This window comes from Acinetobacter sp. YH12120 (assembly GCF_013418795.1).
Lineage (GTDB): Bacteria > Pseudomonadota > Gammaproteobacteria > Pseudomonadales > Moraxellaceae > Acinetobacter > Acinetobacter towneri.
The window spans coordinates 38574-53785 of sequence record NZ_VPBI01000005.1; the positions used below are offsets into that span (position 1 = coordinate 38574).

General features: G+C 42.0%; 13 protein-coding genes. 8 read left to right on the forward strand and 5 right to left on the reverse strand.

All coding sequences use genetic code 11. The annotated features are described in order from the left end of the window. Positions 1-37 precede the first annotated feature (37 nt). From FTU58_RS05175 to rimI, 7 genes are all read left to right on the forward strand, one after another. Positions 38-1546, forward strand: coding sequence for an EcsC family protein (locus tag FTU58_RS05175; RefSeq protein ID WP_167846213.1), 1509 nt, complete (start codon positions 38-40; stop codon positions 1544-1546). A gap of 139 nt (positions 1547-1685) precedes the next feature. After that, a complete protein-coding gene (gene rpsL, locus FTU58_RS05180; protein WP_000246374.1) occupies positions 1686-2060 on the forward strand; it encodes a 30S ribosomal protein S12 in 375 nt (124 codons plus the stop codon). A 191-nt stretch (positions 2061-2251) separates the two neighbouring features. After that, a complete protein-coding gene (rpsG, locus tag FTU58_RS05185) occupies positions 2252-2722 on the forward strand; it encodes a 30S ribosomal protein S7 (RefSeq protein ID WP_004975277.1) in 471 nt (156 codons plus the stop codon). A 131-nt stretch (positions 2723-2853) separates the two neighbouring features. Continuing rightward, positions 2854-4989 (forward strand): elongation factor G, encoded by a 2136-nt coding sequence (gene fusA / locus FTU58_RS05190; RefSeq protein WP_004975278.1) that lies wholly within the window; start codon positions 2854-2856, stop codon positions 4987-4989. Between the two features lie 95 nt (positions 4990-5084). Further along, positions 5085-6275 (forward strand): elongation factor Tu, encoded by a 1191-nt coding sequence (gene tuf, locus FTU58_RS05195; protein ID WP_004975768.1) that lies wholly within the window; start codon positions 5085-5087, stop codon positions 6273-6275. Positions 6276-6777: 502 nt separating this feature from the next. Then, entirely contained in the window at positions 6778-7659 is an 882-nt protein-coding gene (locus FTU58_RS05200) for a metal-dependent hydrolase (protein ID WP_180062167.1), read from the forward strand. 106 nt (positions 7660-7765) lie between these two features. After that, on the forward strand, positions 7766-8224 hold the full coding sequence (gene rimI, locus FTU58_RS05205; RefSeq protein ID WP_004975283.1) for a ribosomal protein S18-alanine N-acetyltransferase: 459 nt from the start codon (positions 7766-7768) through the stop codon (positions 8222-8224). A 40-nt stretch (positions 8225-8264) separates the two neighbouring features. Here rimI and FTU58_RS05210 read toward each other — a convergent pair whose 3' ends face one another. From FTU58_RS05210 to trxB, 3 genes are all read right to left on the reverse strand, one after another. Continuing rightward, entirely contained in the window at positions 8265-9080 is an 816-nt protein-coding gene (locus FTU58_RS05210; RefSeq protein WP_131261724.1) for an arginyltransferase, read from the reverse strand. 24 nt (positions 9081-9104) lie between these two features. Beyond that, positions 9105-9836, reverse strand: a complete 732-nt coding sequence (aat, locus tag FTU58_RS05215; RefSeq protein ID WP_131261723.1) for a leucyl/phenylalanyl-tRNA--protein transferase — start codon at positions 9834-9836, stop codon at positions 9105-9107. 107 nt (positions 9837-9943) lie between these two features. Next, entirely contained in the window at positions 9944-10897 is a 954-nt protein-coding gene (gene trxB / locus FTU58_RS05220; protein WP_004975288.1) for a thioredoxin-disulfide reductase, read from the reverse strand. A 341-nt stretch (positions 10898-11238) separates the two neighbouring features. On the opposite strand from trxB, the gene FTU58_RS05225 reads away from it, so the two are divergent. Next, positions 11239-14427, forward strand: coding sequence for a DNA translocase FtsK (locus tag FTU58_RS05225; protein ID WP_180062197.1), 3189 nt, complete (start codon positions 11239-11241; stop codon positions 14425-14427). A gap of 130 nt (positions 14428-14557) precedes the next feature. Here the strand turns inward: FTU58_RS05225 and FTU58_RS05230 are convergent, their stop codons facing one another. After that, on the reverse strand, positions 14558-14845 hold the full coding sequence (locus tag FTU58_RS05230) for a PA4642 family protein (protein ID WP_180062168.1): 288 nt from the start codon (positions 14843-14845) through the stop codon (positions 14558-14560). Positions 14846-14939: 94 nt separating this feature from the next. Further along, positions 14940-15212: a cell division topological specificity factor MinE gene (gene minE, locus FTU58_RS05235; protein ID WP_096902698.1), complete on the reverse strand. Its 273-nt coding sequence runs from the start codon at positions 15210-15212 to the stop codon at positions 14940-14942.

Consider the following 15212-nt stretch of genomic DNA (forward strand, 5'->3'; position numbering starts at 1 on the left):
ACCCATAAATCATAGAAATTAAAAATGAGGAGTAAGAATGTCAGATTCCAAGAATAAACAATCAAGCGGATTCTTCTCGAATGCGATTGGGGTGGCTAAAAAGCTCAGCAGTACAGGCATCCATGTATTGCAGCAAGTTGCACCAGGTACTGTAGCGAAGGATGAGCACAGTGCAAAATCAGGGCAAATTATTGAAGGTCAGGCACGTAGTTTTAGTGCTTTTCAAGCGCGTCAGTATGACAATCCTCAACACATGCTCAGACAGCATGTGCCACAAGTTTCACGTCAGCTTTTAGGACGTCACTATAATCGCGTCAATCAGGTAGCGAGTTTTGTGTCGCCCGATTTTTCCGACAAAATTTCAGATTATTTATTTGATCAGCTGAATAGTTTTACCTCCAATATTAGCTCTGTTGATGATGTGCTTGATCAAGCAGGTGTGCGCGATTTAGAAGAATTGACTCAAGATGTAGATCGTTCTAAACGAATTAGTCAGGCACTTGCAGAACAAAATAAATGGATTGCATCACTGCAAGGCGCATTGACAGGTGCAACAGGAGTAATCGGTTCAACCATTGATGTGCCTGCATCTATTGTGATGTCTTTACGTACCATTTATCAGGTTGGGCGTGCCTACGGTTTTGAACTGAATAAAGACACCGAGCAAGAAATTGTTCAGTTTATTTTTAAACAAATTGATTTAGGCGTCATTGCAGAAAAGCAAGCAGTGTTGATGGGGCTAAAAACCTTATCTAATATGCTGCAAACTCATGATGTGCATCAATTACAAAATATGCTCGGTTCAAGCAATGATTATGAGGTATTAAAGAAATACTTCTTAAATGAGCAAGGTCAAGTCAAATGGCCGTGGTTGAATCATGTACCTAAGTTTTCCATGTTGAATAAACTCACGCCTGTAGCAACCGCATCGGTGAGTGCGGTATATAGCTGGAAATTAGTGGAAGATGTGCATCACAAGGCACAGCAAGTATTTTCCAATGCCCGTAGCTATTTAATTCAGCATAAAGACAGCAATTTATCTGCCATTCATGCGTATGAAAAATCGTTGGAATTGCTGGCACAGGCTGCGCCTAAACTCTTAGAGCAGTTGAAGGGCAATGAAGCCAAACATGCAGAGCAAGATGCATTAGTAGAGGGGCAAGAGAGAGCAGAATCTGCGCCGTCAGATGCTTTGCTGCAAACCGTATCAGACCATGAAAGTATCAGAACGGTAAAAGTGCAGAAAAAATCGAACAAAGTGGAAACAACTGCAGCACAACTCGATGAAAATATTCAGCAAGGTCTAGAAGAATTGGCAGATCAAATGCTAGAGCCACATGCTGAAGTTGCACCGCAAAAACCTGCTGTACCTGCAGAAGAAATTGATGAATATAGGCTGGAAGATGCTTTGGAGCCAGTGGAAGATTCAACTCAAGTGGCTGAAACTGTTTCGGAAAATCCAGTAACATCAAGCAAAGAAACTGCAAAGCAGGTTACAAAAAAGCCGAGAACTCGTACAAGTGCTCGCAAGCCAAAAGCTGAATAAAAACAAGTGATAAGTAGAAATTTGGTTGGTATTTTAACTGCCTATGAAATATTGACCATTTTTCTATCTTCGCTTACAATTGCATGCCCTCAAAAAGTAGTATGTTTTTGGGGCTTTTTATTAACGGGAGAATTGCCACATGGCAACAACAAATCAGTTGATCCGTAAGGGTCGTACGACTTTGGTTGAAAAATCAAAAGTTCCTGCGTTGAAGGCTTGTCCACAACGTCGTGGTGTTTGTACACGTGTTTACACAACTACACCTAAAAAACCTAACTCAGCAATGCGTAAAGTTTGCCGTGTTCGCTTAACTTCAGGTTTTGAAGTTTCTAGCTACATCGGTGGTGAAGGTCACAACCTACAAGAGCACAGTGTTGTTCTTATCCGTGGTGGTCGTGTTAAAGACTTACCAGGTGTACGTTACCATACCGTTCGTGGTTCTTTAGACTGTGCTGGCGTGAAAGATCGTAACCAGTCACGTTCTAAATACGGTGCTAAACGTCCTAAGAAATAATCTTCTAAAGATTAAACTCTTAGTTCGTAGATTAGTTCGTAGAACTGCAATCCTTTATCGTCTCGCTTGTCTGATTTCTGCATTTAATTTTGTGAAATTCAAGCGACGTGTAGTAAGGCCAGCGAAATGCACACGACACTTTGTGCTACGGCTGGATCACCCTGAAGTGTCATATTTATAGGTAGTTTAAAATGCCAAGACGTCGCGTAGTCGCTGCTCGTGAAATCCTTCCGGATCCTAAATTCAGCAGCCAAACAATCGCTAAATTCATGAACCACGTAATGCAAGATGGTAAAAAATCTATTGCTGAAAGTATCGTTTACGGTGCTTTAGACCGCGTTCAAGAAAAATCTAAAGTAGACCCAGTTGAATTTTTTGAAGCTACGCTTGAAAAAGTTCGTCCAATGGTCGAAGTAAAAGCACGCCGTGTTGGTGGTGCTACTTATCAAGTTCCTATGGAAGTACGCCCATCCCGTCGTACTGCTTTAGCGATGCGTTGGTTGGTAGATGCTGCTGCTAAGCGTTCTGAAAAAACTATGGCGTTACGTCTTGCTGGCGAGTTGCTTGATGCATCTGAAGGTAAAGGCGCAGCGATCAAAAAACGTGAAGATGTGCACCGTATGGCTGAAGCCAACAAAGCCTTCTCTCACTACCGTTTCTAAGCGGATAAAACAGGCCCTAATCAGGAGGGTGATGAATCGGTTGTCACTGAATTGTCATCAAATCGCTTTAAGTTGCTAGGCAGCTTAAAGCGTCCTGTTTTAAACAACAAAATTTAGGAATGCTAGAAATCATGGCACGTCAAACCCCAATTTCTCGTTACCGTAACATTGGTATCTCTGCGCACATCGATGCGGGTAAAACAACAACTTCAGAACGTATTTTGTTCTATACAGGTGAAAGTCACAAACTTGGTGAAACTCACGAAGGTTCAGCAACAACTGACTGGATGGAACAAGAGCAAGAACGTGGTATTACTATTACCTCAGCAGCTGTAACATGCTTCTGGAAAGGTATGGGTAACCAGTTTGACCAACACCGTATTAACGTAATTGACACCCCAGGACACGTTGACTTCACAATTGAAGTTGAGCGTTCTATGCGTGTTCTTGACGGTGCATGTATGGTTTACTGTGCTGTAGGTGGTGTACAACCTCAGTCTGAAACTGTATGGCGTCAAGCAAACAAATATAAAGTACCTCGTTTAGCGTTCGTGAACAAAATGGATCGTACAGGTGCAAACTTCTTCCGCGTTGTTGAACAAATGAAAACTCGCTTGGGTGCAAACCCAGTGCCTATCGTTGTTCCAGTGGGCGCAGAAGACACATTCACAGGTGTTGTTGACTTAATCGAAATGAAGTCAATCATCTGGGATGAAGCTTCACAAGGTATGAAATTTGAATATGGTGAGATTCCAGCTGACCTTCAAGCAACTGCTGAAGAATGGCGTACGAACATGGTTGAAGCTGCTGCAGAAGCATCAGAAGAACTCATGGACAAGTACCTAGAAAATGGCGAACTTTCTAAAGAAGAAATCGTTGCTGGTTTACGTCAACGTACATTAGCGGGTGAAATTCAACCTGCAATGTGTGGTTCTGCATTCAAAAACAAAGGTGTTCAACGTATGTTGGACGCAGTAATTGAATTCTTACCTGCACCAACTGACGTTGAAGCGATCAAAGGTATCTTAGACGACAAAGACGAAACTGAAGGTTCTCGTGAAGCGTCTGACGAAGCACCTTTCGCAGCGTTAGCGTTCAAAATCATGAACGACAAATTCGTTGGTAACTTAACGTTCGTACGTGTTTACTCTGGTGTTCTTAAAGCGGGTAGCCCGGTTTATAACCCAGTGAAAATGAAGCGTGAGCGTATTGGTCGTATCGTACAGATGCACGCAAATGACCGTCACGACATCGAAGAAATTCGTGCAGGTGACATCGCAGCGTGTGTAGGTCTTAAAGATACAACCACTGGTGATACATTATGTGACGAAAACCACGTAATTACACTAGAGCGTATGGAATTCCCAGAGCCAGTAATTGCATTGGCTGTTGAACCTAAAACTAAAGCTGACCAAGAAAAAATGTCAGTTGCTTTAGGTCGCTTGGCGAAAGAAGATCCATCATTCCGCGTTCGTACAGACGAAGAATCTGGTCAAACGATCATTGCGGGTATGGGCGAGCTTCACCTTGACATCATCGTTGACCGTATGAAGCGTGAATTCAACGTAGAAGCGAACATTGGTAAACCAATGGTTGCATACCGCGAAACGATCAAAAAGACGATTGAGCAAGAAGGTAAATTCGTACGTCAAACTGGTGGTAAAGGTAAATTCGGTCACGTATTCGTACGTTTAGAGCCGCTTGATCCTGAAGCTGGTAAAGACTACGAATTCGCTGAAGAAGTTGTAGGTGGTGTAGTACCTAAAGAGTTCTTCGGTGCAGTAGACAAAGGTATCCAAGAACGTATGAAGAATGGTGTCTTGGCTGGTTACCCAGTTGTAGGCATTAAAGCGACATTATTCGACGGTTCTTACCACGATGTCGACTCTGACGAATTATCGTTCAAAATGGCGGGTTCTTACGCATTCCGTGACGGTTTCATGAAAGCAGATCCTGTTCTTCTTGAGCCAATCATGAAAGTTGAAGTAGAAACTCCAGAAGACTACATGGGCGATATCATGGGTGACTTAAACCGTCGTCGTGGTATGGTTCAAGGTATGGACGACTTACCTGGTGGTACTAAAGCAATTCGTGCAGAAGTTCCACTTGCAGAGATGTTTGGTTACGCAACACACATGCGTTCTATGTCTCAAGGTCGTGCGACTTACTCTATGGAATTTGCTAAATATGCTGAAACTCCACGTAACGTGGCAGATGGCATCATTGCTAAATTCCAGTCTGGTGGTAAAAAAGGTGACGACGAGTAATCTTTCGATTACTATAAGCGCAAACTAATTCATAGTTAAAAAACCTAATGCTCATGGAGTGATCCTCCATGAGTTGTTTTAAAAAGGAAGATCTCATGGCTAAGGCTAAGTTCGAACGTAATAAGCCACACGTTAACGTGGGCACAATCGGTCACGTTGACCATGGTAAAACAACTTTAACAGCTGCGATTGCTACAGTATGTGCACGTAAGTTTGGTGGTGAAGCGAAAGATTACGCTGCTATCGACTCTGCACCAGAAGAAAAAGCACGTGGTATTACAATTAATACTTCTCACGTAGAATACGATTCTCCAACTCGTCACTACGCGCACGTAGACTGCCCAGGCCACGCCGACTATGTTAAAAACATGATCACTGGTGCTGCTCAGATGGACGGTGCGATCCTTGTTTGTTCAGCGACTGATGGTCCAATGCCACAAACTCGTGAACACATCCTTCTGTCTCGTCAGGTAGGTGTACCTTACATCATCGTATTCTTAAACAAATGCGATATCGTAGACGACGAAGAGTTAATTGAATTAGTTGAAATGGAAGTTCGTGAACTTCTTTCTACTTACGACTTCCCAGGCGACGACACTCCAGTAATCCGTGGTTCAGCACTTGCTGCACTTAACGGTGAATCAGGTCAATATGGTGAAGATGCTGTAGTTGCTCTTGTTGAAGCGCTTGATACTTACATCCCAGAGCCAGTACGTGCAATCGACCAAGCATTCTTAATGCCAATCGAAGACGTATTCTCTATTTCTGGTCGTGGTACAGTAGTAACTGGTCGTGTAGAAACTGGTATCGTGAAAGTAGGCGAAGAAGTTGAAATCGTTGGTATCAAAGACACAGTTAAAACAACTGTAACTGGCGTAGAAATGTTCCGTAAACTTCTTGACGAAGGTCGTGCGGGCGAGAACTGTGGTGTTCTTTTACGTGGTACTAAGCGTGAAGACGTACAACGTGGTCAAGTACTTGCTAAACCAGGTACAATCAAGCCACACACTAAATTCGATGCGGAAGTATACGTACTTTCTAAAGAAGAAGGTGGTCGTCACACTCCATTCCTTAACGGTTACCGTCCACAATTCTATTTCCGTACAACTGACGTAACTGGTGCAATCCAGTTGAAAGAAGGCGTTGAAATGGTAATGCCAGGTGACAACGTTGAAATGTCAGTAGAATTAATCCACCCAATCGCAATGGACCCAGGTCTACGTTTTGCGATCCGTGAAGGTGGTCGTACTGTAGGTGCTGGTGTTGTTGCTAAAGTAACAGCATAATCACTTTATAGTGTGAAAAAGCGCTCCATTTGGGGCGCTTTTTTTATGGCTGTATTTTGTGTGCTAGTTTCCAGGTGGATGAAAGCTTGTCCTACTGTATTGATGGATGAAATAGCTGTTCTTTAAACCTTGAATCAATCTAAAACCATTTTATGAACATTCTTTTGCTGCGGTTTAGTTGCCTTTTTTTCTCTTACATCATAAAAATAATTTTGCTGTCTAATTATTCTTGCTCTTACGTCATAAAAAATCATCGTCTATTTTTTTACTCTTGCGTCGTAAAAATAATTTCATTGTCTATTTTTTACTCTTGCGTCACAAAAAATAATTTCACTTATCATTATTTTTTATTCCTCATGTCCTGAACTGACAACTCACTGTCCTTAACTGCACTTAAATACCGCACAGAAAACCGTAATATGAACTCATACCGAAAAATAAAAAATATAGCGGGTTACAGGAAATGAATGACTTCATTGTTGTAACCTCAGGAGTGAGCAACATGAATGCTAAAGTGAGTATTAGTGAACGTGCAGGGGCGAGTTTTCCTGTCCGTCGAATGAATTTCAACTTTGATGCTGTACCTGAATATTGGATGAATGGTAATGCAGGTCTAACGCATTTTATGACTGCATTATCTGCGTTATTTCCCGCAGGTGAGAAGTTCTTTATAGACAGTGTGCGTGCTGTGCGTTATCACCCAATGCTGAAAGACAATGCAGATTTACAGAAAGAAATCAGTGCATTTATTGGACAAGAAGCCATGCACACGCATGAGCATGTCGGTTTTAATGCCTCTGCACAGAAATTTGGGCATGATGTTGATACTTTGGATTGTTATACAGATACTGTGATTCAAACTACACGCAAATTTATGGCAAAGTTGGCTAAACCGATTGGCATTACACAGAAAATGGTAGATTTAACTGCGACCACTGCGCTAGAACATTTCACAGCTACGATTGCCTCACAATTATTGACCAATTCACATATTCAAGAATTGATGACCGATGACACCATGAAAACTATGTGGTTGTGGCATGCGATTGAAGAAAACGAACATAAAGCTGTTGCGTATGAAGTATTTGAAGGTGTGTTTGGCAAAGGTCTGAAAGCCTATGCACTACGTACAAGTTCTTTGGTTATTTCGATGCTGACTTTATTTTTTGTACAAAACTATTTTTTGTGGCGTTTACTAAAACAAGACAAGCAGTTGAATTTGGAAAATTTACGCATGATTTATCGTTATGCCTATAGTCCATCTAAAGGGATTATTACAGGCATGGGCAAAGAAATGTTGTTCTATTTCAAACCGAATTTTCATCCTAACGATTTTGATACCACAACATTATTAAATACTTGGAAAGCTAAATTAGGCTTTTAAACTTTTCCTTTTGGTCAGGCAACGTAAGTTGCCTTTTTTTTTGCTCGATTTTTTTGTCGTGAAATCTATAATGCCTACATCTTAGAACAGCACAAGATCATTTCTTATGATTCGTTTAATGCAAGCCCATGATGTCGCCGATGTGGTTGCGATTGAAAATTTGGTACAAAGTCATCCGTGGAGTGCCAAACAATTTGCCGAAGCGGTAGAGAGTTATCACAGTACCGTGATTGAACATGCAGGGAGAGTGGTGGGTTTTTGTATTTTGCAACCTGTGTTGGATGAAGCAAATTTGTTGTTGATGGCGGTGCATCCAAGTCAGCAAGGCAAAGGTTTAGGTTATCAACTGCTAGAACATTCTATTGCAGGTTTGAAAAACCAACCTGTGCAGATTTTTTTAGAAGTACGTGAAAGTAATTTAGCTGCGATAGCCCTGTATGAAAAGTCAGGTTTTCATCAAATTGATTTACGTAAAAATTATTATCCTAAAACGGATGGCACACGGGAGCATGCCATTATTATGGTGAAATCTTGTAGCGATGATTTTGCCAGTTTGTTTAAGTGAATCTGATCGATGCAAAAATCAGTATTGCATCATTACATTTTTATTTGATGATGGAGTTATTCCAGCCTAAGGGCAGCGTGGTCATTAAGGAGTTTCCCAATTGCTGCACCTCATCGGTATTTAGGCTGCGGTTAATGCGTCGCCATTGACCATCAAGCAGTAGCTCAAGGGGCACATATTGCGATTTATAGTTCATTTTATTGGAATGTGGTACCCAATAACCTAAGTAAACATATTGCAGTCCCAAATGCTGTGCCTGTTCAATTTGTTTTAATACCGCAAATGTTCCGAGTGAGCGACGACTTTCGTCTGGGTCAAAAAAGGTATAGACCGCAGAAATACCATCATCTAAATAATCACAGGTCGATACTGCAATTAAGCGATCATCTTGCCAAACCTCTAAAAAGAAGCTGCTGGTACAACTGTGGATTAGGAATTTTTCAAATTGGTCACGGCTGGCAGGGAACATATCGCCATCGGCATGTCGTTCATTGATATAGCGTTCATACAGCGCATAATGCAAATCACCTGCATCTTGTGGCTTGGTGATTTTGATCTGTAAATCGTGATTGCGTTTCCAAGCTTTCTTTTGCGTGCTGTTCATTTTAAATTCAGCGACAGGAATACGTGAAGAAAGGCATTGGCGGCACAAATGGCATTCAGGACGATAGACAAAATCGCCACTGCGACGAAAACCGACCCGAGAGAGTTCAGACAAAGTCAGCACATCAATTTTATGTGCAGGATCTAAAAAAACCATCCGCGCAGATTTTTCAGGTAAATAGCTGCAATCATGCGGCGGAGTAATGTAATACTGCAAATCATTTAGCAGGGATTTTGGGTGATATGAATTCATTGTCAAGATCCCTCTCTGTTATTGTCATTCAAGTAGGCGCGCATACTGCGCTATTGTTTTACTTGAAAATACACTGTCCTGATATTTTTTCCAATTGATTGCAGGTTGTTTTACAACATCTTGTAACGATTTAAGATAGTCTTGGCGAGAAAGTGTACATGCTCCGAGACTGATTAAATGGTCATTGACCAATTGGCAGTCAATCCAAGGCAATTGTTGTTCTTGTCCGAGCAGCATCAAACTATAAAATGCCATTTTGGAGACATCGGTACGATGGCTAAACATGGACTCGCCAAAACAGCCTTTGCCAATACTGACTCCATATAAACCACCGACCAAACTATCTTGCTCCCAAACTTCTAAACTATAGCCATAACCTGCTGCAAAAAGCTGACAATAACCTTGAATGATCTCTTCAGAAATCCAAGTATCATTGGCGTAGCTACGGGGCAAGGCACAATTGCGAATCACTTGTTCAAAGGCATGATTGATAGTAATGCGATAATCTATTTTTTTCATGTTGCGGATTAAAGACTTACTCGGCTGATAATGTTGCGGAATAATTACGCAACGTGGCTCAGGACTCCACCAACAAATAGGATCACCTTCTGAAAACCATGGAAATAAGCCATGTGTATAGGCTTCATATAAGGTTGAAGGGGAAAGGTCTGCACCTACACAAATCAAGCCTTCACCCTCAGGATCAACTTCAATGGGATCGGGGAAAATGAATTGTGAAGCCGGGAGCGTGTGCATATCAATTGCCGTATGAAGTTTTACGATGAACTTGATTTCATCATACCTAAAAATGCCGTGATAAAAAAACCGCTCAAGGAGAGCGGTCTTTAAACTTGGTCACTAAATTATTCACCAAGTGCATCTAAATATTTTTCTGCATCCAAAGCTGCCATACAACCTGAACCTGCAGAAGTAATCGCTTGGCGATAAATTGAATCGGCCACATCACCTGCAGCAAATACGCCAGCCACAGAAGTTTGAGTCGCATTGCCTGAAGTGCCGCTTTGTACTTGGATATAACCATCACGCAAGTTCAATTGACCTTCGAACATGCCTGTATTCGGTTTGTGACCAATCGCAATGAATAAGCCAGACACATCAACAATTTGAGTAGAACCATCGGTAGTTGATTTTAAACGTACTGAAGTTACGCCTGTGTTGTCGCCCAAGACTTCATCAACTTGGTTGTTCCAAAGAATGCTGATTTTGCCTTCTTTCTCTTTGGCAAATAAATGATCTTGCAATATTTTTTCAGAGCGAAGTGAATCACGACGATGCACCAATGTCACGTGTGATGCAATGTTAGACAGGTATAATGCTTCTTCAACAGCCGTGTTACCACCGCCAACGACCATCACTTTTTGGTTTTTATAGAAGAAACCATCACAGGTGGCACAGGCACTTACGCCTTGACCCATAAATGCTGCTTCAGATTCTAAACCTAAATATTGTGCAGTCGCACCTGTGCAAATGATTAAAGCATCACAGGTAAATTCTTCCATATCACCTTTCAGTACAAATGGGCGCACATTCAGGTTCACTTCATTGATATGGTCATACACGATTTCTGTGCCAAAGCGTTCTGCATGAGCTTGCATACGTTCCATTAACGCTGGGCCTGTTAAACCTTCAGGATCACCTGGCCAGTTATCAACTTCCGTAGTTGTGGTGAGTTGACCACCCAATTGTAAGCCTGCAATTAAAGTCGGTTTTAAGTTGGCACGTGCAGCATATACTGCGGCACTATAACCTGCAGGGCCTGAACCTAAAATAATTAAACGTGAGTGACGAGCGCTCATGCACAGCATCCTTTTTTTATTTAGAAATTTATGGAATTATACGTGAAATAGGATGAGTTTGCTGTGTGATTAAAGTTGATATTACTGATCATGTAAATCGATTTGAGCTATATAGAAAAAGTTAACAACACACTTCAATAATCTTGCATCTTTTTCTAGGCAACACATGCATAATAGAAGGTCTGTTATAATTTATAGCTTGCTGTGTGGTGAAGCTTGCATCGTGAAATGCAACTTAAATGACACAGCTAAATGAAATACAGACGCTCCGAATCAGGTGGCTTTTTAAGACCATCGAACAAACAAAAAACATTGATGAAGAATTGGCGACAGGACAATATATGACTGCGGTGTCGGGTGCTTATGCACATCGCTTAATAGCGACATTATTTTTGGTCTCTTTTGGAATATATCTGTTCCTTGCAACAGTGACCTATACTCCATTTGACCCAGGTTGGATGCACATTTCCAGTGACACCCAACAGGTTTCAAATGCGAGTGGAATCGCAGGTGCGTGGATTGCCGATTTACTGTTTGGCTTTTTAGGTTGGGCGAGTCTGCTTCTTCCTGCTTATTTTTTTATTGAAGCCTTACAAGTCTGGTGGCCACGTAGTTTTTTAAACCGTCCATTTCGTTATGCTGCACAATTCTTCATTTTATTGGCAACAGCAAGTTTGCTGTATTTATTTTGGCAAGTACCTGCCGATACGTTAGACAATGCCTCAGGCGGCATCATTGGTTTTGAACTTGGGAAAAGTTTATCGCAAATTTTAACCATTTATGGAGCAACACTTTTTTTAGTCGTCTTTTGGATTTTCTTATTTACCCTCGCATTTGGGGTGAAGTGGAACAGAACGTGGGCAACTTTAAAAGCTACACCTGCTTATCTGCAAGATTTGTTCTATCGCAATGTACCTGAAGCAGAATCTGACTTTGACCGTTCTACACCACAGGTGAAAAAGACCGTTGTCGCTGCTGCACCTGTGGTTGCTGTTGAAGTGGCATCAACTGATTTAGAAGCAGCAAGTGAACCCGTGGTTGCACAGGCGAAAGAAGCTGAAACAACTGCGCCACATCCTGCGGCAGAGCGTATGTTTAATCACATGCAGCAACGTGAAGAAGAAGAGCAACAGGCGCAGCAACAGCTATTGGTGCAAGATGAAATTGATGATGTTGAGTTAGAAAAAACCATCGAAAAGGCGCATCGCTTAGAACAAGACAGCCAGCGTATTGTTGCGACAGGCGAAGTGTGGCGTGCTTTACAAGAAAATACCGACAGTCAGCATAACCAAGACATTCATGCATTATTACGTGCTTCTGAAGAACCAGAGCCACATCTACAATCGAATCCTTTTGATGAAGTGCGTCCTGCATCTACGGCATCTCAAGCCACTGCAAAATCTTCGTTAGATTGGGATGATGATCAAATTTTTGATGAATTGCTCGCAGCAGTTCCGCAAGGCAAAGCTGCAAGTGATTTACACAGCCCATTCCAAAACAGCGGGGCAATGGATACTTTAGATGAGTCTGTGACCCAGCAAGAAACAGTGCATCCGCACTCGAATCCTACGGCTCACAATTTTAACGATGATCTCAGCAGATTTGAGTCAGATTTTAACCCGCCATCGTCAAGTGCTTCGAATACGCAAAATCATGCTGTACGCCAAGAGCGCCATTTGCAGCATGATTTAGACAGTTTAGATGACTTGTTGGTGGATGATCTTTTGGGTGATGAGTTACAGCAAGATGCATTTCAAGATCAAGCGCCTGTAGCGCGTAGTACCAGTAGCTATGCACAAAGTTCTGCTTTTGTTCAGGCACCTATTCAGACGGCAGCCACTGCCGCAGTGATGGCAAACGCAGCGACTGCTACACAGGCTGAACAAGCAGAAAAAGTGGCGTTATCCAAAGAAGCATTTATCGAAGCTTGGCAGGAAACCGCAGGCAAACCACTAGACGAAGATGACTTTGATTTTGATGCGCCGCTGACTGATGCACATGGTCGTCCGATGTCACGCGCCATGCAGGTTGCAGAAAAACGTCGTGATTTATCGCCATTACCGGGTTTGGATTTGCTTGATAAAGTCGATCCAAACAAAAAAGTGAACTTCACCGCAGAACAATTATCGCGCTTGTCGGAATTGCTGGAAATTAAATTACAGGAATTTAATGTCAAAGCCAAAGTGGTTGAAGCACAGCCTGGTCCTGTCGTGACCCGTTTTGAGCTGGATTTGGCACCTGGGGTCAAAGCTTCAAAAGTAACCAATATTTCTCGTGACTTGGCGCGTTCAATGTCGATGGCATCGGTACGTGTGGTCGAAGTGATTCCAGGCAAACCGTATATTGGCATTGAAGTACCGAATAGTTCACGTGAAATGGTACGTTTGATTGAGTTATTACAAACGCCTGCTTTTGAAGATCCAAACGGCATTTTATCTATGGCGATGGGGAAAGACATTTCAGGCAATCCTGTGATTACTGAATTGGGCAAAGCACCACACATGCTCGTAGCAGGGACAACGGGTTCAGGTAAATCAGTGGCAGTGAACTCGATGATTTTGTCGATGTTGCTGAAATACAAGCCTGATCAATTACGCTTAATTTTGATTGACCCGAAACAATTGGAACTCGCCAACTATAACGATATTCCACACTTATTGACGCCTGTAGTGACTGATATGAAAGATGCCGTCAGCGCTTTAAATTGGTGTGTCAATGAAATGGAACGTCGTTATAAGCTAATGTCTTTCCTGAAAATTCGTAAATTAAGCGACTACAACCGTAAGGTTGAAGAATCTATTGCCAATGGTGAAGATTTAATTGATCCAACTTGGAAGCCGGGAGATTCAGCAACGCAAGAACGTGCACCGCGTTTAACACCATTGCCATCTATTGTGATTGTGGCAGATGAGTTTGCCGACATGATCATGCAAGTGGGCAAGAAAGCGGAAGAAATGATTACCCGTTTGGCACAAAAATCACGTGCAGCAGGGATTCACTTACTCTTAGCAACTCAGCGTCCATCGGTGGATGTGATCACAGGTCTAATTAAAGCCAACATTCCAACCCGTGTAGCTTTGCGTGTGAACTCGAAAATTGACTCACGTACTATCTTGGATGCGGGCGGTGCAGAAGACCTGCTTGGTCATGGTGATATGCTATTTTTAGGACCGGGTAAAATTGAGCCAGAACGTGTGCATGGCGCATTTATTTCGGATGATGAAGTCAACCGTATTTGTGATGCGTGGCGTGAGCGTGGCGATTCTGACTATGTCGATGAAATCTTGACGCCATTTGATGAAGAACCATCTTCACGTGGTTTTGAAGATGGTGAAGGCAGTCCAGACCGTGATGTGTTGTATGATCAGTGTGTAGCATTTGTTTTGGAAACACGTAAAGTGTCGACCTCATCTTTACAGCGCAAATTTAGCTTGGGCTATAACCGTGCGGCACGTATTGTCGATCAGATGCAAGAGCAAGGCATTGTGAGCGAGCAAGGAGCAAATGGGAAACGTGAAATTTTAGTGTAAAGCTTTCACTTTCTGTTTGATTTTGAATCAAGTAGTGCTATAAAAAAATCCCGCAATTCAATTGCGGGATTTTTTCTTTTTACACTCAATCTTTTTGGCTGAATTTAGCCAGAGATTGTGTTTAAACAGTTTAAGCAAACTTGGCTAAAACTGCTAAAAAACCATCTTTTTGACGTGGAAATTCAGCAATCACATCGTGAATACGCTGACCTTCAGGATTAGTGGCATTGACATCGCGACCATCGGCAATAAATTGTGTCAATAGACGTTCATAGTCGCTTGGACGCATGTGTTTAAATGCGTGATAGAGTACGTGAAAATCTGCATTCACACCTGCAGGTGGAAGTTGATTCAAATAGGCAAATACACGTTCATCCGACCATGCTTCGTTAAAGGTCGCAGGTTGAGATAATGCCATGGCAATCTCCTTTATATTCTTTTGAAAAAAATAGGGCAAAATAACTAGTGTTATTTTGCCCTGATTCAATTTGCTTGACTAATCAGTATTCAGATTATCGCTCTTCAGGCAAATTGATATTCATTTCCAACATTTCAATATTGGCTTCTGAACGCACAGACATTTGAATATGTTGTTCATCGACACCACGCACGTAGCGATTTACCACTTGCATGATTTCTTTTTTCATCTGATCAATTTTGTCTTGGCTTAAGCGTTTACCTAGACCTTGTTCAGAAGCAACAATCACTTTTAAGCGATCTTTTGCTGTTTGTGCGCTAGATGGCTTATCTTCACCGCTAAATAATTTGCTCCAAAAACCTGCCAT